Origin of the sequence: Collinsella sp. CLA-ER-H8 (genome assembly GCF_040092335.1) — a bacterium.
In the GTDB taxonomy this organism is placed as follows: Bacteria; Actinomycetota; Coriobacteriia; order Coriobacteriales; family Coriobacteriaceae; genus Collinsella.
The window spans coordinates 81,642-102,094 of sequence record NZ_JBBNLU010000002.1 but is presented as its reverse complement, the minus strand read 5'-3'; the positions used below and the strand labels follow the sequence as shown (position 1 = coordinate 102,094).

18 protein-coding genes are annotated in these 20,453 nt (G+C 61.0%); 17 read left to right on the top strand and 1 reads right to left on the bottom strand.

All coding sequences use genetic code 11. The annotated features are described in order from the left end of the window. The first annotated feature begins 5 nt into the window (after positions 1–5). From AAAX72_RS01740 to rpsJ, 7 genes are all read left to right on the top strand, one after another. A complete protein-coding gene (locus tag AAAX72_RS01740; RefSeq protein WP_349128767.1) occupies positions 6–4,481 on the top strand; it encodes a DNA-directed RNA polymerase subunit beta' in 4,476 nt (1,491 codons plus the stop codon). Between the two features lie 201 nt (positions 4,482–4,682). Beyond that, a complete protein-coding gene (locus AAAX72_RS01735; RefSeq protein WP_349128765.1) occupies positions 4,683–5,201 on the top strand; it encodes an RNA polymerase sigma factor in 519 nt (172 codons plus the stop codon). Further along, positions 5,152–6,228: a DUF4179 domain-containing protein gene (locus AAAX72_RS01730; RefSeq protein ID WP_349128764.1), complete on the top strand. Its 1,077-nt coding sequence runs from the start codon at positions 5,152–5,154 to the stop codon at positions 6,226–6,228. The genes AAAX72_RS01735 and AAAX72_RS01730 overlap by 50 nt, the downstream gene beginning before the upstream one ends. Positions 6,229–6,773: 545 nt before the next feature. Next, positions 6,774–7,151, top strand: a complete 378-nt coding sequence (gene rpsL / locus AAAX72_RS01725) for a 30S ribosomal protein S12 (protein ID WP_006235012.1) — start codon at positions 6,774–6,776, stop codon at positions 7,149–7,151. A 73-nt stretch (positions 7,152–7,224) separates the two neighbouring features. Next, a complete protein-coding gene (gene rpsG / locus AAAX72_RS01720) occupies positions 7,225–7,698 on the top strand; it encodes a 30S ribosomal protein S7 (RefSeq protein ID WP_006235013.1) in 474 nt (157 codons plus the stop codon). A 19-nt stretch (positions 7,699–7,717) separates the two neighbouring features. Continuing rightward, positions 7,718–9,817: an elongation factor G gene (gene fusA, locus AAAX72_RS01715; protein WP_152067423.1), complete on the top strand. Its 2,100-nt coding sequence runs from the start codon at positions 7,718–7,720 to the stop codon at positions 9,815–9,817. A gap of 60 nt (positions 9,818–9,877) precedes the next feature. Further along, positions 9,878–10,186 (top strand): 30S ribosomal protein S10, encoded by a 309-nt coding sequence (gene rpsJ, locus AAAX72_RS01710; protein ID WP_022094184.1) that lies wholly within the window; start codon positions 9,878–9,880, stop codon positions 10,184–10,186. 116 nt (positions 10,187–10,302) lie between these two features. Here the strand turns inward: rpsJ and AAAX72_RS01705 are convergent, their stop codons facing one another. Further along, positions 10,303–11,079, bottom strand: a complete 777-nt coding sequence (locus tag AAAX72_RS01705; RefSeq protein WP_349128762.1) for a biotin--[acetyl-CoA-carboxylase] ligase — start codon at positions 11,077–11,079, stop codon at positions 10,303–10,305. Positions 11,080–11,255: 176 nt separating this feature from the next. On the opposite strand from AAAX72_RS01705, the gene AAAX72_RS01700 reads away from it, so the two are divergent. The 10 genes from AAAX72_RS01700 to accD are packed head-to-tail and all read left to right on the top strand — an operon-like array spanning position 11,256 to position 20,429. After that, positions 11,256–12,215: a beta-ketoacyl-ACP synthase III gene (locus AAAX72_RS01700; RefSeq protein WP_055309399.1), complete on the top strand. Its 960-nt coding sequence runs from the start codon at positions 11,256–11,258 to the stop codon at positions 12,213–12,215. Positions 12,216–12,266: 51 nt separating this feature from the next. Beyond that, positions 12,267–12,503, top strand: coding sequence for an acyl carrier protein (locus AAAX72_RS01695; protein WP_349128761.1), 237 nt, complete (start codon positions 12,267–12,269; stop codon positions 12,501–12,503). A 2-nt stretch (positions 12,504–12,505) separates the two neighbouring features. Further along, positions 12,506–13,450, top strand: a complete 945-nt coding sequence (gene fabK / locus AAAX72_RS01690) for an enoyl-[acyl-carrier-protein] reductase FabK (protein ID WP_349128760.1) — start codon at positions 12,506–12,508, stop codon at positions 13,448–13,450. Next, positions 13,438–14,364, top strand: a complete 927-nt coding sequence (locus tag AAAX72_RS01685) for an ACP S-malonyltransferase (protein ID WP_349128758.1) — start codon at positions 13,438–13,440, stop codon at positions 14,362–14,364. Before fabK ends, AAAX72_RS01685 begins: the two co-directional genes overlap by 13 nt. 30 nt (positions 14,365–14,394) lie before the next feature. Then, the gene (fabG, locus tag AAAX72_RS01680; RefSeq protein ID WP_349128757.1) at positions 14,395–15,168 is read left to right on the top strand and encodes a 3-oxoacyl-[acyl-carrier-protein] reductase; all 774 of its coding nucleotides are present in this window, start codon (positions 14,395–14,397) and stop codon (positions 15,166–15,168) included. 39 nt (positions 15,169–15,207) lie between these two features. Further along, on the top strand, positions 15,208–16,455 hold the full coding sequence (gene fabF, locus AAAX72_RS01675; protein WP_349128755.1) for a beta-ketoacyl-ACP synthase II: 1,248 nt from the start codon (positions 15,208–15,210) through the stop codon (positions 16,453–16,455). 3 nt (positions 16,456–16,458) lie between these two features. After that, a complete protein-coding gene (gene accB / locus AAAX72_RS01670) occupies positions 16,459–16,932 on the top strand; it encodes an acetyl-CoA carboxylase biotin carboxyl carrier protein (RefSeq protein ID WP_349128753.1) in 474 nt (157 codons plus the stop codon). Between the two features lie 9 nt (positions 16,933–16,941). Further along, positions 16,942–17,364 carry a 3-hydroxyacyl-ACP dehydratase FabZ gene (gene fabZ, locus AAAX72_RS01665; protein ID WP_099432064.1) on the top strand — a complete coding sequence of 141 codons (423 nt, stop codon included), beginning with the start codon at positions 16,942–16,944 and terminating at the stop codon, positions 17,362–17,364. Positions 17,365–17,374: 10 nt separating this feature from the next. Further along, positions 17,375–18,718, top strand: a complete 1,344-nt coding sequence (locus AAAX72_RS01660) for an acetyl-CoA carboxylase biotin carboxylase subunit (RefSeq protein ID WP_349128752.1) — start codon at positions 17,375–17,377, stop codon at positions 18,716–18,718. Continuing rightward, on the top strand, positions 18,711–20,429 hold the full coding sequence (gene accD / locus AAAX72_RS01655; protein ID WP_349128750.1) for an acetyl-CoA carboxylase, carboxyltransferase subunit beta: 1,719 nt from the start codon (positions 18,711–18,713) through the stop codon (positions 20,427–20,429). The genes AAAX72_RS01660 and accD overlap by 8 nt, the downstream gene beginning before the upstream one ends. The last annotated feature ends 24 nt before the right edge of the window (positions 20,430–20,453 follow it).

The window sequence follows — 20,453 nt, the reverse complement described above, 5'->3', positions numbered from 1 at the left end:
TGACTGTGGCAGATTTCGAAGCTACTGATTTTGACTCGGTAAAGATCTCCCTTGCCTCCGCCGACCAGATCCGTTCCTGGTCGCACGGTGAGGTCAAGAAGCCGGAGACCATCAATTACCGTACCCTCAAGCCCGAGAAGGACGGCCTGTTCTGCGAGAAGATCTTCGGTCCCGCCAAGGACTGGGAGTGCTCCTGCGGCAAGTACAAGGGCATCCGCTTTAAGGGCATCGTCTGCGAGCGCTGCGGCGTCGAGGTCACCTCGGCCAAGGTGCGTCGCGACCGCATGGGCCACATCGAGCTCGCCGCTCCCGTGTCCCACATCTGGTACTTCAAGAGCCCCACGAGCTTCCCGATGAGCCGTATGCTCGACATCAAGTCCAAGGACCTCGAGAAGGTTCTGTACTTTGCCAGCTACATCATCACCGAGGTTGACTACGAGGCTCGCGAGGCCGACGCCGACGACCTGCGCGAGGAACTCGCCGCCGATCTGGAAGAGATCGATGCCGAGTGCGCTCGCCAGATCGAGTCCCTCAAGGAGCAGGGCGACCCCGAGAACTTTGACGAGTTCTCCGACGAGGAGCCGCTGACCCCCGAGGAGATCGCCTCCGGCATCGTCGACATCGAGGAAGAGTGCAAGGACGAGAAGCAGCTCCGCACGGACGCCTTCAACGCCTTCATGAAGCTCACCGAGCGCGACCTCATCTCCGATGAGCCGCTGTTCCGCGAGATGACCCGTTACTACTCCATGTACTTCAAGGGTGGTATGGGTGCCGAGGCCGTCCGCGACCTGCTCGCTGCCATCGACCTCCCCTCCGAGGCCGAGAAGCTCAAGGCCATCATCGCCGACGAGGATTCCCAGAAGCAGAAGCGCGAGAAGGCCGTCAAGCGCCTTGAGGTCGTTGACGCCTTCCTGAAGGGCGGCAACAGCCCCGCGAACATGATCCTGGACGTCATCCCGGTCATTCCGCCCGATCTGCGCCCGATGGTCCAGCTCGACGGCGGCCGCTTCGCCGCGTCCGACCTCAACGACCTGTATCGTCGCGTGATCAACCGTAACAACCGACTCAAGCGCCTGCTCGACCTGGACGCCCCTGCGATCATCGTGAACAACGAGAAGCGCATGCTCCAGGAGTCCGTGGACGCCCTGTTCGACAACGGCCGTCGTGGTCGCCCGGTCTCTGGCCGTGGCGGTCGCCCGCTCAAGTCGCTCGCCGAGGCCCTCAAGGGCAAGCAGGGCCGTTTCCGTCAGAACCTGCTGGGTAAGCGTGTCGACTACTCCGGCCGTTCGGTTATCGTTACCGACCCCAAGCTGCTGCTGCACCAGTGCGGTCTGCCCAAGACCATGGCGCTGGAGCTTTTCAAGCCCTTCGTCATGAAGCGCCTGGTCGAGCTTGGCAAGGTCGAGAACATCAAGGGCGCCAAGCGCGCTATCGACCGCGGTGCCACCTTTGTGTGGGACATCCTCGAAGAGGTCATCGACGGCCGCGTCGTGCTGCTCAACCGTGCACCGACCCTGCACCGTCTGTCCATCCAGGCCTTTGAGCCGGTGCTGGTCGAGGGCAAGGCTATCCACCTGCATCCGCTGGTCTGCTCGCCCTTCAACGCCGACTTCGACGGCGACCAGATGTCTGTCCACGTGCCGCTGTCCAGCCAGGCTCAGGCCGAGGCTCGCGTGCTCATGCTCTCTGCGAACAACCTGCGCTCGCCGGCATCCGGCAAGCCGGTCAACATCCCCTCGCAGGACATGATCATCGGTGTGTACTACCTCACCCAGGTTCGCGAGGGTCTGCCGGGCGAGAACCACGTGTTCTCGAGCTTCGACGACGCGCTGCACGCCTATGACTGCCGCTCCGAGGTCGACATGCAGGCCAAGATCCAGGTCCGCGTGTCCGCTGCCGATGCCAACGTCATCAACGAGGACGGCACCCGTATCTTCCGCGTCAAGAACGGCAAGAACGAGTTTGTCGACTACGATGTCACCGGCAACAAGACCGCGCGCTTCGAGACGTCTATCGGCCGCATCATCTTCAACCGCCAGTGCCTGCCCGAAGACTATGAGTTCATGAACTACAAGATGGTCAAGGGCGACGTGGCTAAGCTGGTTGCCGACTGCTGCGATCGTTACCCCGAGGCCAAGGTCGGCCCGATCCTCGACGCCATCAAGTACTCCGGCTTCCACTACGCTACCCGCGCCGGCCTCACCATCTCGGTGTGGGACGCTCTCATCCCTGCCGAGAAGCAGGAGCTGCTCGATCGCGCCCAGGCCAACGTCGACCAGATCAACGAGTACTTCGAGGAGGGCTTCATCAACGAGACGGAGCGCCACATCGAAGTCGTTAACGAGTGGACCGATTGTACCGATAAGGTCGCAGCGCTCATGCTCGACATGTTCGACGAGGAGAACCCGCTCTACATGATGGCCGACTCCGGCGCCCGTGGTTCTAAGACCCAGCTGCGTCAGCTCGGCGGCATGCGTGGCCTGATGGCAGACATGTCCGGCGAGACGATCGACCTTCCCATTAAGGCGAACTTCCGCGAGGGCCTGCTGCCGCTCGAGTACTTCATTTCGACCTACGGCGCCCGTAAGGGCCTGGTCGATACCGCATCCCACACCTCGGACTCTGGTTATCTGACCCGTCGTCTGGTCGACGTGGCCCAGGACGTCATCGTCCGCGAGGAGGACTGCGGTACGCACGAGGGCGTTACCTACAACCTCATCATCCCCGGCACCACCGACCTCAACACCGACCTTGTCGGCCGTTGCTTCATCGAGGACGTCGTGGCTCCCGATGGCACCGTGCTCTTTGAGCAGGACGGCTACATCGAGAAGGTCGCTGACATCCAGAAGATGGTCGATGCCGGCCTCAAGAAGGTCAAGCTCCGCGCGCTGCTCACCTGCCGCTCCAAGTACGGCGTGTGCCAGAAGTGCTACGGCTGGGATCTTTCCACCCGTCGTCCGGTCGCCATCGGTACCGCGGTCGGCATTATTGCCGCCCAGTCCATCGGCGAGCCCGGTACGCAGCTTACGATGCGTACCATTCACTCCGGCGGCGTCGCTGGCGTCGACGATATTACGCAGGGTCTGCCTACGGTCAGCCGTATGTTCGATATCGTCGGCAACGTCAACGAGAAGATTCTGGGTCGCGAGGCCGAGCTGGCTCCGTACTCCGGCCACCTCTCGATTAAGCCCGAGAAGTCCGAGTACGTGCTGACGCTCACCGACTCCGAGGATCACACCCGTGTCCTCGACGAGCGTCGCGTCCCCGCTTCGGTGCGCTTTATGCCCGAGATCGAGGACGGCTGCGAGGTTCGCGCCGGCGACCAGATCACCAAGGGCTTCGTCAACTTCCGCAACCTGCGTAAGCTGACCGACATCGAGTCGACGATGCACACCTTCGTCGAGAGCGTCAAGGACGTCTACACCAGCCAGGGCGTCGACCTGAACGACAAGCACATCGAGGTGCTCGCACGTCAGATGCTGCGTCGCGTTCAGATCACCAACCCCGGCGATTCCAAGTACCTGCTTGGTCAGTACGTCGACCGCTACGAGTTCGCCGACGAGGTCGAGCGCGTTGCCCGTCTGGGCGGTCAGGCTCCTGTGGCCGAGCCCGTCATCCTGGGTACGCTCAAGGTCGCGTCCAACATCGACTCCTGGCTGTCGAGCGCTTCGTTCATCCGTACCGCCGGCGTCCTTACCGAGGCTGCCATCGAGGGCAAGGTCGACCACCTGCTCGACCTTAAGTCCAACGTCATCGTCGGTAAGAAGATCCCGGCCGGTACCGGCCTCAAGCCGTACGCCAACGCCAAGCTGACGTATCGCACGGCCGACGGCTACGTGGACATCGACGGCCCGGCTTCGCCCAACGCCAAGTCGCTGCCCGAGTGGGCTCCTGTGGAACTCAAGGACCTGGACGAGCAGCTCCCGCAGCAGCTCGACTGGGCCGGCTACGACGAGTTCGGTGGTGCTGACGGTTCGTTCACCCGCAACGGCCACACCATCTCCGCCGAGAAGGCTCGTCTGTACCTGTTCGACGACCTGGGCGTGTCACAGCGCTGGACCAACAAGTTCAGCGAGGTCGGCATCGAGACGGTTGGCGACCTGGTTGGCAAGTCCGAGGAGGATCTGCTGCGCATCGATGGCATCGGTGCCAAGGCGATCGAGGAGCTCCGTGACGGCCTCGAGGCCCACGATCTGCTCTACATCCTCGAGAACAACGACGACGTTGCCGACGAGGAAGACCTCTCGCAGCTGCTGCAGATGGTCTTTAGCCCCGACGGTCCGGACGATATCCTGCTGGGTACCTCCGCTCCGACGCATCACGCCGACGCCGACGAGGAGCTCCTGGGCGCCCCGATCGACGACAAGAAGGCTCCCGCCAACGGTGCCATCAACGAGGACATGGCTTCTCTCGATGAGCTGCTCAACCAGCTCGTGGACACCGACGACGCCGAAGAGGCCAAGGACAACGACGAGGAGTAATTTCCTAGTACGTTAACCGTCCTTCCAAAGACCCGCTTCCCAACAGGGGAGCGGGTCTTTTTTGTTGAAGAAAACCTGCCAAAAAGGGACAGGTTTATTTTGGTAGGTTATTCCTGCTTGAATTTGAAACATTTCGTTCGGTCAAAGCGTATCTATGGTGAGGGCCTCAGCAAGAATCATTAACGTCACCGGGAGGTGATTATGGAAGAACAAGCATTTAGACAGGCGGTCGAGGATCACCGTGATGTTGTGTTTCGAATCGCATTGACGTACCTGCGCGATCGTGCCGACGCCGACGATGTTGCCCAGGATGTCTTTCTTAAGCTGCTTAAAAGCGATGGACATTTTGAAAGTTGGGAACATCTTCGTCGATGGCTTATCCGGGTCACGATCAATGAATGTAAATCGCTCTTTCGAAAGCCATGGAGGCGTGTGGAGGATATTGAGAACCTGGCCGATTCGCTTTCGGCGGCGCAGGATGAGACCAAGGCGGTCCTGTCAGACGTTATGCGACTTCCGGAGCGATTCCGCGTTCCCATCGTGCTCTATTACTATCTGGGCTTTTCGACCTCAGAGATTGCCGAGTTGTTGCATGTACCAGCCGCGACCGTTCGAACGCGTTTGGCTCGCGGCAGGCCGAAGCTCAAGTTCATCCTAGAGGAGGGCGACCGTGAAATCCAATCAAATCAAGCAGGCCTTCGAGTCCATCCAAGCCGATAGCAATCTTGCAGATCGCGTCCTTAATACTGCTGCGGGTGAGCCGCTTCATCGAAAGGGCCACGCGAAGCCTCTCTATGTTGCCGTAATCGGGTGTCTTGTCGGAGTGTTGGCGACCGGAGGGGTCGCCTACGCAGTTATCAATTCCAGCTATTTTGCCTCAGCCTGGGGAAACCACGGCAATGGGGATTCCATTACCTGGACCAATGGCGGCTCATCGGGGGCTAAATACACCTACACCAGAGAGTTTGGTGACGGCATTGCGCCCCAAAGCCTGGAGGGCACAGTCCAGAAGGTTAATCTGTCCGTCGAGGGTAACGGCTATACGCTTGATATCCATGAGATGGCTATCGATAAAAACGGTTGCGGTGCCGTGACGTTTACGCTGTCCAATCCAGATGGCGTTAACTACTACAAGCCGGCAGCAGAGACGGGCGAACTTGTTCTCTATGGTGAAGAAGAACAAGGCATCGGCACGCCCAGCATGAACTTCGGCGAGGAATGGGCTGACACACGCTGCACCATTGATAAAGACACATCAAGCGACACGGTCATTAACGGCACGATGTACTTTGCATCTTGGAATCGCGATCGAGATTTACGACATGCGGTCAGCTGGAATATCTCGTGGACCGAGGGCGAAGGCGAGGACGCGAAGCCGTTCGAGGCATCGACGCCCGAGTTTAGCGTTGGAGCGTACGTCGATACAAAGGAACTCCGCTCCGATGACTTGCCTCTCGAGATCAGCCCGTTTTCCATCCAGACACACATCGATGATCTGGGCATTGACGCAGTCACGAAAAAGTTGACCGTTACCTACAAGGATGGATCGGAGCAGATTATCGAAGACGATGCTGCGGGCGCGTACAATTTCTATGTCTCGCTGACGCGCAATAGCGGAGAGAACATCTCGGTGCCGACAAAACTGATCAATGTCGATCAAGTGGTCTCGGTAACCCTTGAGGGCACGAGGTACACATCAACAGGAGAGACCGAAACAGAAGTACCCTTTACCATCGTTTATTCGTAAAGTCTGGGCCGCTTCCCAAGGGGGGGAAGCGGCCTTTTTAGCGTTATATGGACGAGTGGATTGGACGTTATTCGTCTGATTCTCGGAAGAACGTAGCAAATGGATACGAATCACCGTGAAGAGTGGCGTTTTCCCAGATAAAACCGACCAAAATAAACCTGTCCCTTTTTGGCAGGGAACGTTGCCCCGACGAGCACGTCGGATTCCCGGGCCGGGCGGCACAGGGGTTAAGTTTGTCGCGAGTTCCGCACGAGCCGGAGGCCACTTAATGTGGCCTCCGTGCGAGCCAGGACTGTAGAGCAGCAAACTTAACCCCTGTGCCGCCCGGCCCGGGAATCCGCCCACGCGCACAGAAGGGGATTCCTTTTGTGTAGGCTTTGCGGAAATGTGGGTATTTTAGGATACGCCCGGCGGCGTGGTCTGTTGACGACACAGCTAACGCCACGTATCCTATCGAACTGCGTGTTTCGTAGGGGGATGCTGACCCCTCGATTCAAGCCGTTGCACTTTACAGAAAGCTGGAATCATTCGAGAAGGAGTACGCTTTGCCTACTATTAACCAGCTGGTTCGCCAGGGCCGTCGTTCCGTGCCCAAGAAGTCCAAGAACGCTGCCCTGCAGCACAACTCCCAGAAGCGCGGCGTGTGCACCCGCGTCTTCACCACGAGCCCCAAGAAGCCGAACTCGGCTCTTCGTAAGGTTGCCCGTGTTCGCCTCGTCAACGGCATCGAAGTTACTGCTTACATCCCGGGTGAGGGCCACAACCTGCAGGAGCACTCCATCGTGCTCGTCCGCGGCGGTCGTGTCCGTGACCTCCCTGGTGTCCGTTATCACGTCATCCGTGGCGCCTACGACGCTGCTCCGGTCCAGAACCGTATGCAGGCCCGTTCCAAGTACGGTGCTAAGCGCCCCAAGGCTAAATAAGCCAGATAACGTTTTGATACTTTCGCCGTGTGCCGCCTAAGCGCCGCACGGTAGACACTTAAGGAGATTTCACATGCCGCGTCGTGCAGCAGCTAATCGTCGTGAGGTTCAGCCTGACGCCGTTTACAACAACCGCCTGGTGACTCAGCTCATCAACAAGGTCCTTCTTGACGGCAAGAAGGCCACCGCTGAGCGCATCGTTTACACCGCTTTCGAGATCGTTGCCGAGAAGTCCGAGGGTGGCGACGCTCTCGCTACCTTCAAGAAGGCTATGGACAACGTCAAGCCCACGCTCGAGGTTAAGCCCAAGCGTGTCGGTGGCGCTACCTATCAGGTCCCGATGGAGGTCAACTCCCGTCGTTCCACCGCTCTGGGTATCCGCTGGATCGTCAACTTCTCCCGCGCTCGTAAGGAGAAGACCATGGCCGAGCGTCTCGCCAACGAGATCCTCGACGCTTCCAACGGCCTGGGCGCTTCCGTCAAGAAGCGTGAGGACGTCTTCAAGATGGCCGAGGCCAACCGCGCGTTCTCTCACTATCGTTGGTAAGTTAAGGTAAGGAACTAACATGGCTAAGCCTAAGTACAAGCTTTCCGATACCCGTAACATCGGCATCATGGCCCACATCGATGCCGGTAAGACCACCACGACCGAGCGTATTCTTTACTACACCGGTAAGACCCACAAGATCGGTGAGGTCCATGAGGGCGCTGCCACCATGGACTGGATGGTTCAGGAGCAGGAGCGCGGCGTAACCATTACCTCCGCTGCTACCACGTGCTTCTGGAACAAGGACGGTAAGGACTACCGCATCCAGATCATCGACACCCCGGGCCACGTTGACTTCACCGCCGAGGTCGAGCGCTGCCTGCGCGTCCTCGATGGCGCTGTCGCCGTCTTCGACGCCGTTGCCGGCGTTCAGCCCCAGTCTGAGACCGTTTGGCGTCAGGCTTCTACCTTCAACGTCCCCCGCATCGCCTTCATCAACAAGTATGACCGCGTGGGCGCTGACTTCTTCAACGCTATCGAGACCATGAAGGATCGTCTCGACGCTAACGCCGTGGCCGCTCAGGTCCCGATGGGCGCCGAGGACAACTTCTGGGGCGTCATCGACCTGGTCACCATGACTGCATGGGACTTCAAGGCCGACGAGAAGGGCATGACCTACCCCGAGCCGATGGACGAGATCCCGGCTGAGTTTGCCGACATCGCTGCCACCAAGCGCGAGGAGCTCCTCGACGCTGCTGCCAGCTTTGACGACGAGCTCATGGAGAAGATTCTCATGGAGGAGGACTTCACCGTCGAGGAGCTCAAGGCTGCTCTGCGCAAGGGCGTTCTGGCCAACGAGCTCAACCTCGTCTTCGTGGGTTCCGCCTACAAGAACAAGGGCGTTCAGGAGCTGCTCGACGCTGTCGTCGACTACCTGCCCAGCCCGCTCGACGTCGAGGCCGTCACCGGTACCGATCCGGACACCGGCGAGGAGATTCAGCGTCATCCTTCCTTCGACGAGCCCTTCTCCGGCCTGGTCTTCAAGATCATGACCGACCCGTTCGTCGGTAAGCTCACCTATGTCCGCGTTTACTCCGGCCGCGCCGAGTCCGGCTCCTATGTGGTCAACGCTTCCAACGGTCAGCGCGAGCGCCTCGGCCGCATCCTCGAGATGAACGCCGCCGAGCGTATCGACCGTGACGACGCCGCCGCCGGCGACATCGTCGCTTGCGTCGGCTTCAAGAACTCCACCACCGGTGACACCCTGTGCGAAGAGGGCAAGGAAATCGTCCTCGAGAAGATCGAGTTCGCTAAGCCCGTTATCGACGTTGCCATCGAGCCCAAGACCAAGGCCGAGCAGGACAAGATGTCCCTGGCTCTGACCAAGCTCGCCGAGGAGGACCCGACCTTCCAGGTGTCCACCAACCACGAGACCGGCCAGACCATCATCGCCGGCATGGGCGAGCTGCACCTCGAGATCATCGTCGACCGTCTGCTCCGCGAGTTCAAGGTTGACGCTAACGTTGGTAAGCCCCAGGTTGCCTACCGCGAGACCGCTGGTCACGACGTCGAGAAGGCTGAGGGCAAGTTCGTCCGTCAGTCCGGCGGTCGCGGTCAGTATGGCCACGCCGTCATCAAGCTCGAGAAGATGGAGGAGGGCTTCGGCTACGAGTTCGTCAACGCTATCGTCGGCGGCGTCGTGCCCAAGGAGTACATCCCGTCCATCGACAAGGGCATCCAGGAGGCCCTGAACACCGGTGTTATCGCCGGCTTCCCGGTCCTCGACGTTAAGGTCACCCTGTTCGACGGTTCTTACCACGAGGTCGACTCCTCCGAGGCCGCCTTCAAGATCGCCGGTTCCATGGCTATCAAGGACGCCCTCAAGAAGTCCGATCCGCAGCTGCTCGAGCCGATCATGGCTGTCGAGGTCGAGACCCCTGAGCAGTACATGGGCGACGTTATGGGCAACCTCTCCGGTCGCCGTGGCAAGATCGAGGGCATGGAGGATCGCAAGAACAGCAAGCTCATCCGTGCCAAGGTGCCGCTGGGCGAGATGTTCGGTTACGCTACCGACCTTCGCTCCCAGACCCAGGGCCGTGCATCCTACACGATGCAGTTCGACTCTTATGAGCCCGCGCCCAAGTCCATCGTGGACGAGGTCATGAGCAAGAACGCCTAAGTTCGAGCTCCCTGTTACGTAATCCGCGAGAACATCTCTCGCACTCTTTGGAGGTTTAAGTTGGCTACCCAGAAGATCCGCATTCGCCTCAAGGGCTATGATCACGAGGTCGTCGATCAGTCCGCGAAGCTCATCGTCGAGACCGCTCAGAAGACGGGCGCTCGCGTTTCCGGTCCTGTCCCCCTGCCCACCGAGCGCAACCTGTACACGGTTATCCGCTCGCCGCACGTGAACAAGGACTCCCGTGAGCAGTTCGAGATGCGCACCCACAAGCGCCTCATCGACATCCTCGACCCCACCTCGGGCACCGTTGATTCGCTCATGCGTCTCGACCTCCCCGCTGGCGTCGACATCGACATCAAGCTCTAAGCGATATCGCTCATAGCTTATAGAGCCCCGCTGCCATCTTGGTAGCGGGGCTCTTTTGTTTTGAGTTTAGATTTTGGGATAGCGAATTCGTCTGCCGAGCTGATGGCTGCGGCGCCCTATTCGCTCAGGGGGCGCAAGGACGCTTCTTCGAAGTGGAAGACGCACAAGCCGCTCTCGGTCTCAATGCTTGCGCGGCCGCAATCGTCGACCGTTCTAAATATGCCGCGTGCCAGCTCGTCTCCAGCGGGGGAGCGGGCGATAACGTGCTCCCCAATCCAATTGAGGTGTGCGACATATTCGTCGTGGACGGGCGCGAGCGGTCCGGCGTTTTCTTCCATGGCGTTGAGGCGCTCTGCCCAGGTATCTACAGCGTCTATAACTGCGTGATAGACCTCATCGAGGAGCATGTCGAGGGCGGGAAAGCTCTCGTTGAGGTCCGCGAGGCCAATTGCCGCCAGGCCGCCATCGGGCACCTCTTGGGGCGTGTAGTTTACGTTGACACCAATGCCGCAGACGGCGAAAGGTTTGCCTTCGTTATCGCGTGCGGCCTCGACCAGAATGCCGCCGAGCTTGCGTCCTCGCGCGACCAGGTCGTTGGGCCACTTGAGGGCTATTTCGCTTGCAAGGCCTTGCTTTTCGAGTGCTTCGAGCACCGCTAGGCCGCTGACGGCGGCAAGACCAGAGTACTTTGCGGGATTAACGCATGGACGCAGGACAATCGAAAGCAATAGGTTGCCGGCGGTTGAATCCCACTTGTGGCCGCGCCGGCCGCGTCCTGCCGTTTGCGCGCGGGCGGCAAGTCCTGTGCCGTGCGGCGCTCCCTGTTTTCCTGCTTCGAGCAGGTCATCGTTGGTCGATCCGGTTACGTCGACTATCGTTAATTTGGCATCCAAAACGGCAGCTACCTCCTAAGTTAATAAGGCAATCGCGCAATGGTGTCGAGAGATAAACACAATGTGAAGCCTTTGTCGCATTTGGACAATTTAATGTTAACACATCAACAACGACAAAAATGCGTTATCCTCTCTTGGTCGATGTAAACACGTCAACAACTCAAAGGAGGTTAGTGATGGGTTTCACGATTCTTGGAACAGGCTCGGCGCTTCCTGAACGCAGTGTTTCCAATGACGAGCTGTCTGAGTTCCTCGATACCTCGGATGAGTGGATTTTTACCCGCACAGGTATCAAGAGCCGCCACGTCTGCACCACCGAGTCACTCGACGACCTTGCCGTAGCGGCGAGCGAGCGGGCACTCCAGGTGTCCGGAATCGACGCGAGCCAGCTGGATCTGATCGTCTGCTCGACGACGACGGGTGACCACCTTGTTCCCGCCGAGGCGTGTGCCGTTGCTGAGCGACTAGGCGCGACGTGCCCTGCCTTCGATGTCTCGGCGGCTTGTGCCGGCTTCGTATTTGCGCTCGATGTCGCCGAGGGCTATATCGCCCGCAGCCGTGCCGAGCGCGTGCTTGTTGTTGCTGCCGAGCAGATGACGCGCGCGCTCGAGTGGACCGACCGTGCCACGTGCGTGCTCTTTGGCGATGGGGCAGGCGCCGCAGTGATTGAAGCTGGGGGAGACAACCCCCTTGCCGTTGAGCTTTCGACGGCGCCCGACGTCGAGACGTTGCGCGTTCCCGGTCTGGTCGGTACCTCGCCGTTTAAGGCTTCCGCAGATAGCGCGAGCGTGCTATCCATGAATGGCCGCCGCGTGTTCAAGTTCGGCGTCAACGCCATCTGTGACACGGTCCATAAGCTTGCGATCGATGCGAGCATTTTGGTCGAAGACATCGATCATTTTGTATTCCATCAGGCTAACGAACGAATCCTGAGCCAGGCGGTCAAGCGTCTGGGCGTGCCGGACGAGCGTGTGGTTCGCACGTTGCGCGAGACCGGCAATATTTCGAGCGCATGCATTCCGCTTGCCCTCGACCGGCTGGCAAACGCCGGTGCACTTCACACGGGCGACACGATCGCCTTGGTTGGATTTGGCGCCGGTCTGGATATAGGTGGCTATCTGCTTCGTTGGAAGTAGTCGCACATAGGAAATAAAAACGCCCTAGGGCACAACCAAAGGAGAACTACCATGGCAGATCAGAAGACCTTCGAGCGCGTTTGCGACGTTATCCGCGAGACCGCTGGTCTTGACGACGTTGAGATGAAGCCCGAGTCCACGCTCGAGGAGATTGATCTCGACAGCCTGGGCACCGTCGAGATCCTCGTCGCCGTCGAGGACGAGTTTGGCATCCAGCTCGATACCGAGGAGAACCCCAAGACGGTCGGCGAGTTCGCCGATACGGTCGAGGCGGCATTGGAGAAGTAGAGATGCTCAAGACTCCTCTCTGCGATCTGCTCGGCATCGAAAAGCCCGTGTTCCAGGGCGGTATGGCCTGGATTGCCGATGCCTCGCTGGCGTCCGCAGTGTCCGAGGCGGGTGGCTTAGGCATCATTGCGGCCATGAACGCCGACGCCAACTGGCTGCGCGACCAGATTCACGAGCTGCGCGCCAGGACGGATAAGCCCTTTGGCGTCAACGTCATGCTCATGAGCCCGTTCGCCGACGAGGTTGCACAGGTCGTGATTGACGAGCGAGTGCCGGTCGTCGTGACGGGCGCCGGCAATCCCACCAAGTACATGAAGGCGTGGAACGAGGCGGGCATCAAGGTCATCCCGGTCGTTGCCTCGGTGGCGCTGGCGCGCCTCGTGGCACGTCGTGGAGCCACGGCGGTTGTTGCCGAGGGTACCGAATCGGGCGGCCATATTGGCGAGACCTCGACGATGGCACTGGTGCCGCAGGTCGTCGATGCGGTTGACATTCCCGTCGTGGCCGCCGGCGGTATTGCCGACGGCCGCGGCGTGGCGGCCGCCTTTATGCTGGGCGCCGAAGGCGTGCAAGTGGGTACGCGCTTTCTGGTCGCAGACGAGTGCACCGTCTCGGAGCAGTACAAAGAGATGGTCCTGAAGGCCAACGACACTTCAACGCGTGCGACCGGTCGCTCGACGGGACATCCAGTGCGCGCCCTCAAGAGCCCCTTCACCAACGCCTATGCCAAGAGCGAGGGTTCCGGCGCGAGTGCCGAGGAGCTCGGTGCTATGGGAACCGGTGCGCTGCGTAAGGCCGCCAAGGACGGCAACTACGAAGAGGGTTCGTTTTTGTGTGGACAGATTGCCGGCATGGTTAGCGAGCGCCAGAGCGCACGCGAAATCGTTGACGATCTGGTCGATGGCGCCGAGCGCGTCCTGAAGGGTGCGTCCGCATGGGTAGCGTAGCGTTTCTGTTTGCCGGCCAGGGTGCCCAACACCCCGCGATGGGCGTCGACCTGATCGAGACATCGCCGGCGGCCGCCGAGGTGTTCACCATTGCCGACGAGGTGCGCCCGGGGACGAGCGAGCAGTGCCGGAGCGCCTCCAAGGAGGAGCTCTCGCAGACCGAGAACACGCAGCCTTGCGTGTTCGTGCACGACTTGGCTGTCGCCGTCGCCCTGCGCGAGCGCGGCGTGGTGCCTGCCGCCTGTGCGGGATTCTCGCTGGGCGAGGTCGCTGCACTCAGCTTTGCGGGGGCATTCGATACGCGAGCGGGTTTTGAGCTCGTGTGTGAGCGCGCGGCATTGATGGCCACGGCGGCCGAGCGTCACCCTGGCGGCATGCGCGCCGTCATCAAACTTGATGCTGCGCAAGTCGAGAACCTGGCTGCGCAGGCCGGCGAGGACTGCTGGCCGGTCAACTACAACAGTCCCCAGCAGACGGTTGTGGCCGGAGCGCCCGATGCGCTGCAGACCCTCGACGTCCTAGTAAAAGAGGCTGGCGGCCGCGCCATGAAGGTCGCGGTGTCGGGTGCATTTCATAGCCCCTATATGGCCGAGGCGACCTGTGGCCTTGCCGCATATATTGAGGCCGGTCACGCGCCGTCCCCGTTGCTGATTCCTGTTATGGCAAATATGACAGCGGCGCCCTATCCGGCGGACCCCCAGACGGCATCGGATGTCTTGGCCAATCAGGTGAGCAATGCCGTGCGCTGGGTCGATACGCTGCATGCTCTGCAGGATCAAGGCATCGACACATTTATTGAGGTCGGCCCCGGCAAAACGCTGTCCGGCCTGATCAAGCGTACGTTGAGCGACGTTCGTGTGTATTCGTGCGAGACGGCCGAGCAGGTCGCAGCTATTGCCGACGAGCTCGCATAGTCCACAGGGCTGTAACCCGAAAGGAATGACATGGGCAACTTGAACAATGGCGCGCTCGAGCGCAACGACTCACGTCGCGTGGCACTGGTCACGGGCGGCTCGCGGGGTATCGGCCGCGCCTGCGCTATCGGTCTGGCGGAGGATGGCTACGATATCGCCGTCGTCTATGCCGGCAGCGTCGATGCGGCGCGCGAGACGTGCGACGCCTGCGAGGCGGCTGGCGCCACGGCGCGCTCATATCAATGTGACGTGGCCGACCCCGCTGCCGTCAACGCGTGCGTGGAAGCGGTCCTCAACGACTTTGGCTCCATTTGGGCGCTCGTCAACAACGCTGGCATCACCCGCGATGGCCTGCTCATGCGCATGGGCGATGACGCCTTCGATTGCGTGCTCGATGTCAATCTTAAAGGAACGTTTAACATGACGCGCGCGCTCACCAAGACCTTTATGCGCCAGCGCGGCGGTTGCGTCGTCAACATGAGCTCGGTCGTGGGCCTGATGGGCAATGCCGGGCAAGCCAACTATGCTGCCTCCAAGGCGGGCGTGATCGGTCTGACCAAGGCGGTGGCGCGCGAGCTTGCGCCCCGCGGCGTACGAGTGAACGCGGTCGCCCCCGGGTTTGTCGAGACCGATATGACGGCAAAGCTCTCTGAGAAGGTGCGTGCGGCCACCGAGGACCAGATTCCCCTTAAGCGTATGGCGCAACCCGAGGAAGTGGCCGGCGTGGTGCGCTTTTTAGCGAGCGATGCGGCTGCCTACATTACGGGCGAAGTCATACGCGTCGACGGCGGAATGGCGATGTAGAAATCAGGGCCGAAGAACGGCTTGGATGAGGAGACCATGATGGAACAGAGAGTTGCAATCACCGGTATCGGTGCCGTGTCGCCGCTCGGCAACACCGCGCTTGCCACCTGGGCGGCCATGTGCGCCGGCACGTGCGGCATCGGCCCGATCACGCACTTCGATACCGATGCGTTTGCCGTCAAGGTGGCAGCCGAGGTCAAGGGCTTTGACGGCAACGAGTACTTTGGCAAGCGTGATGCAAAGCATCTGGACCCCTGCGTTCAGTTTGCGATGGCGGCTTCGGACGAAGCCATGCGCGATGCGGGCTTTGATGTCGAAGGCGCCATCGATCGCGAGCGCCTGGGCGTCTACGTGGGCTCGGGCGTGGGCGGCATGACGACGCTCGTCGACAACGTCCATACGATTGCCGACCGTGGGCCCCGCCGCGCATCGCCCTATATGATCGCGATGATGATCCCCAACATGGCATCGGGCAATATCGCAATCCGCCACAAGGCAAAGGGCCCGACCCTGCCCGTGGTGACCGCGTGCGCAACCTCGGCCCATGCGGTGGGCGAGGCGTTCCGCGCCATCAAGCACGGCTATGCCGACGCGATCCTCGCGGGCGGCGCCGAGGCTGCAATTATCCCCGATGCCGTTGCGGGCTTTACGTCCTGCCGCGCATTGACCACCAACCCCGATCCCGCGACGGCCTGCCGTCCGTTCGATGCAGACCGCGACGGCTTTGTGATGGGCGAGGGCGCCTGCGTGCTCGTGCTCGAGAGCATGGAACATGCGCAGGCGCGCGGTGCGCACATTTATGCCGAGGTCGTGGGCTACGGCAACACCGATGATGCCTATCACATCACGAGTCCTGATCCCGAGGCTGCCGGCATTGCCCGCGCGATATCGCTGGCGGTGACCGAGGGCGACGTCAAGCCTTCCGAGGGTCTCTACATCAATGCCCACGGCACATCGACCAAGCTCAACGATTCGTCCGAGACGGCGGGCATTAAGCGTGCGCTCGGCGAGGACGCGGCGCGCGCCGCGCACGTCTCGTCGACTAAGTCGATGACCGGCCACATGATCGGTGCCACGGGCGCCATCGAGGTCATGGCCTGCGCCATGGCGCTCGAGCAGGGCGTGGTGCCGCCGACCATTAACTACCACACGCCCGATCCCGCCTGCGATCTTGACTACACGCCCAATCGCGCGGTTCGCGCCGACCTTACCTGGGCGCTTTCGACCAACCTGGGCTTTGGCGGACACAACGCCGCCATCGCGCTGCGTAGATATACGAGGAGCTAGAGCATGGATTCCAAAAGACTTGCCGAGATAGCCGATGTTATGGAGGACCGCGGCCTCACGCGCGTACGCGTTGAGGAGCCCGATGGCACCGCGGTCGAACTCGAGCGCGCGAGCGCCGTACAGCCGGTTGCCGTGCCCATGCCCATGCCGAGCGCTATGGCCGCTCCAGTTGCAGCTCCCACAGTCGCGCCTGCCGCACCGGAGCCCGCCGCGCAGACACCTGCCGCCGCACCGGAGCCCAAGGGCACCGAGGTGACCGCTCCCATGGTCGGCGTTTTCTATGCTGCCCCGGCGCCGGGCGACGAGCCGTTTGTGCACGTGGGCTCTAAGGTCAAGGCCGGCGAGACGCTCTGCATCATCGAGGCCATGAAGGTTCTCAACGAGGTGACGGCCGAGGCGGATGGCGAGGTGCTCGAGATCTGCGTGGCCGACGGCGACCTCGTGGAGTTTGGTAGCTGCCTCATGAGAATCGGATAGGTGATATCCATGAACAAAGAAGAGCTCAAGAAGCTGTTGCCGCATCGCGAGCCGATGCTTTTGCTTGACGAAGCCGAGCTGGTGGGCGACGAGGCCCACGGCAAGATCACGATTACGGGCGACGAGTACTTTTTGCAGGGGCATTTTCCGGGAAACCCGGTGGTCCCCGGCGTGATTCAGTGCGAGATGCTCGCCCAGAACTGCTGCGTGCTGCTGATGGGCGATGAGGAGGCGCGCGGCGCGACGCCGTTCTACACGAGTCTGGACAAGGTGCGCTTTAAGCGTCCGGTGCGCCCGGGCGACACGGTGGATCTGGTGTGCTCCATCACGCGTGCGCGCGGGCCGTTCCGCTTTGCGACAGGTACTGCGAGCGTTAACGGTGAGGTTTGCTGCCGCGCCGATATGTCTTTTGCACTCATGCACGAAAGTTAAGGAAGGCTTCATGTTCGACAAAGTGCTCATCGCCAACCGCGGCGAGGTCGCGATCCGTGTTATCCGCGCGTGCCGCGATATGGGCATCAAGACCGTCGCCGTTTATTCCACGGCCGATGCGGACGCGCTGCACGTACAGCTTGCCGATGAGGCATATTGCATCGGCGGCCCGCGTCTTGCCGAGAGCTACCTCAACGACGATGCCGTGCTCACCTGTGCCGTAAAGTCAGGAGCTAAGGCAATTCATCCCGGCTATGGCTTTTTCTCCGAGAAGGCGAGCTTCGTACGCGACTGCGACAAGTATGGCCTGGCGTTTGTCGGTCCCTCGGCCGAGGTGATCGACAGCATGGGCGACAAGGACGCCGCGCGTCGAACGGCTGCCGCGGCGGGCGTACCCATCGTGCCGGGCTGCGATTTGCTCAAAAGCCCCGAGGAGGCAACGGCCGAGGCCGAGCGCATTGGCTGCCCCGTGCTTATTAAGGCGCGTGCAGGTGGTGGCGGTCGCGGCATTCGCAAGGTCGAGCGCGTGGAAGACGCGGCAAAGGCCTTTATTGAAGCACGTGCCGAGGGTGAGGCCGTTTTTGGCGACGGCGAGTGCTACATGGAGAAGTTCGTCGCGCCGGCGCATCACGTTGAGGTACAGATTATGGCCGATAAGCAGGGCCATGTGTTTTCGCTCGGCGAGCGCGAGTGCTCGGTGCAGCGGCGCAACCAAAAGCTAATCGAGGAGAGCCCCGCGCCGTGCCTCGACGGACACGACGACATTCGTGCTCGCATGCACAAGGCAGCGCGTGACCTGGCTCGTGCCGTCGGCTACGAAGGAGCCGGTACCATCGAGTTCCTGTATTCGGACGACGGCAATTTCTACTTTATGGAAATGAACACGCGCTTGCAGGTGGAGCATCCGGTTACGGAGTTTGTGACCGATACCGACTTGGTCAAGTGGCAGCTGCGCGTGGCAGCCGGCCAGCCTCTGCCCTTTGAGCAGGAGGACATGCCGGTCCGCAACCACGCCATGGAGTGCCGCATCAATGCCGAAACGCCGGACTTTCTGCCGTCATGCGGAACGGTCACCGCGTTGCGTGTGCCGGGTGGTCCGCGCGTGCGCTGGGATTCCGCCATGTTTACCGGTGCGAAAGTTCCGCCGTACTACGACTCTATGCTCGGCAAGCTCATCGTGTGTGCGCCCACGCGTGACGGCGCTATTCGCAAGATGCGCTCGGCTTTGGGCGAGCTCGTGATTGAGGGCGTGAGCGAAAACAGCGAGCTTCAGCTCGACGTGCTGGCAAACGACGAGTTCTTGTCGGGCATGTATCACACCGATCTGATGGGGCATCTCTATGCTGATGAATAGAAAAGCGAAGACGGTCAATGTCCTTGAGGGGCCGATAACCGAGTCGTGCGCCGAGTTTCCCGCGCGCCACGTGTTTATCAAGTGCCCGGAGTGCCGCCGTGTGATCGATGAGGCACGCCTACACGACAACCTCGAGGTCTGTCCTCGTTGCGGCAAACACTTTCGCGTGAGCGGTCGCGCGCGCATGCGCATGACGGTCGACGAGGGCACGTTTGAGGAATGGGATGCCAATCTGGCGTCGGAGGACTTCCTCTCGTTTCCCGGCTATGCCGACAAGCTTAAGAGCGTGTGCGAGCGTTCGGGCGAGCGCGACGCCGTTGTGTGCGGCAGGGGCAAAATATGCGGTTGCGATACCGCGCTCTTCTTTATGGACGCCAACTTTATGATGGGCTCGATGGGTTCCGTGGTGGGCGAGAAGATCTGTCGCACATTTGAGCGAGCGACCGAGCTTGGATTGCCAGTTGTCGGCTTTACCGTTTCGGGCGGTGCACGCATGCAAGAGGGCGTGACATCGCTTATGCAGATGGCCAAGATTTCTGCGGCGGTTAGGCGCCATAGCGAGGTGGGCGGCCTGTATATCACGGTGCTCACTGATCCCACGACCGGAGGCGTAACCGCGAGCTTTGCCATGGAGGGCGATATTATCCTGGCCGAGCCCGATGCCCTGACGGCATTTGCCGGCCCGCGCGTGATCGAGCAGAACATGCACAAGCGCCTGCCCAAGGGATTCCAGCGCTCCGAGTTTTTGCTGGAGCACGGCTTTTGCGATGCCGTTGTTCCGCGTGGCGAGATTGCGCTCACGGTAGGCGAGCTGCTGGCACTGCACGAAGGGCACGCGCCCGGCCTGGGGGCACCGCATGAGATCGTGCATACGGGTCGTCGCGGCAAAAAGCTGGGACACTTGTTCAAGCGCTCGACCGCACCAAAAACGGCGCTCGAGATTGTCAAGCAGACCCGCTCGGCAGATCGCGCCACGGCAGGCGAGATGATCTCGCTGGGCCTGGATGGATTTGTGGAGCTGCACGGCGACCGCTACTTTGGCGACGACGCTGCTGTGGTGGCTGGCATTGGCTGGAAAGACGGACGCCCCGTAACGGTCATCGCCATCGAGCGCGGCACCACGACCAAAGAGCGCATGCGTCGCAACTTTGGTATGGCACATCCCGAGGGCTACCGCAAAGCGCGTCGCCTTATGCGCCAGGCCGAAAAGTTTGGTCGACCGGTTCTGTGTCTGGTCGATACTTCGGGCGCGTTTTGCGGCATCGGTGCCGAGGAGCGCGGCCAGGGCGAGGCGATTGCCCAGAATCTCATGGAGATGAGCGGCCTCAAAACGCCGATTGTCTCGGTGGTGACAGGCGAGGGCGGCTCTGGTGGCGCGCTGGCGCTGTCCGTGGCCGACCGCATCCTGATGCTCTCGAGCTCGGCCTATTCGGTCGTGAGCCCCGAGGCCTGTGCGTCGATCCTGTGGAAGGATACCGAGCGCGCGAATGAGGCCGCCGAGGCGCTTAAGCTCACGGCCCCCGATCTGTTGGCGCTCGGCATCATCGACGGCATTGTTGACGATAGGGGCCTGTCGCATGAGGAGATCGCCGGTGCCGTCATGTCCTCGGCATTTGATGCCTTCGATACGCTTGGGCAGCTCGACGACGCGACCCTCACAAACCTCCGCTACGAAAAGTACCGCGCAATCGGTCAGTACCGCACGATGTGACAAAGGGACAGCCCGCATGTCATA

Coding starts and splice junctions, on each gene's coding strand:
- AAAX72_RS01735 (WP_349128765.1), top strand. CDS start 4,683: ATGGAAGAACAAGCATTTAGACAGGCGGTCGAGGATCACCGTGATGTT.
- rpsG (WP_006235013.1), top strand. CDS start 7,225: ATGCCGCGTCGTGCAGCAGCTAATCGTCGTGAGGTTCAGCCTGACGCC.
- fusA (WP_152067423.1), top strand. CDS start 7,718: ATGGCTAAGCCTAAGTACAAGCTTTCCGATACCCGTAACATCGGCATC.
- AAAX72_RS01700 (WP_055309399.1), top strand. CDS start 11,256: ATGGGTTTCACGATTCTTGGAACAGGCTCGGCGCTTCCTGAACGCAGT.
- AAAX72_RS01695 (WP_349128761.1), top strand. CDS start 12,267: ATGGCAGATCAGAAGACCTTCGAGCGCGTTTGCGACGTTATCCGCGAG.
- fabK (WP_349128760.1), top strand. CDS start 12,506: ATGCTCAAGACTCCTCTCTGCGATCTGCTCGGCATCGAAAAGCCCGTG.
- AAAX72_RS01685 (WP_349128758.1), top strand. CDS start 13,438: ATGGGTAGCGTAGCGTTTCTGTTTGCCGGCCAGGGTGCCCAACACCCC.
- fabG (WP_349128757.1), top strand. CDS start 14,395: ATGGGCAACTTGAACAATGGCGCGCTCGAGCGCAACGACTCACGTCGC.
- fabF (WP_349128755.1), top strand. CDS start 15,208: ATGGAACAGAGAGTTGCAATCACCGGTATCGGTGCCGTGTCGCCGCTC.
- accB (WP_349128753.1), top strand. CDS start 16,459: ATGGATTCCAAAAGACTTGCCGAGATAGCCGATGTTATGGAGGACCGC.
- fabZ (WP_099432064.1), top strand. CDS start 16,942: ATGAACAAAGAAGAGCTCAAGAAGCTGTTGCCGCATCGCGAGCCGATG.
- AAAX72_RS01660 (WP_349128752.1), top strand. CDS start 17,375: ATGTTCGACAAAGTGCTCATCGCCAACCGCGGCGAGGTCGCGATCCGT.
- accD (WP_349128750.1), top strand. CDS start 18,711: ATGAATAGAAAAGCGAAGACGGTCAATGTCCTTGAGGGGCCGATAACC.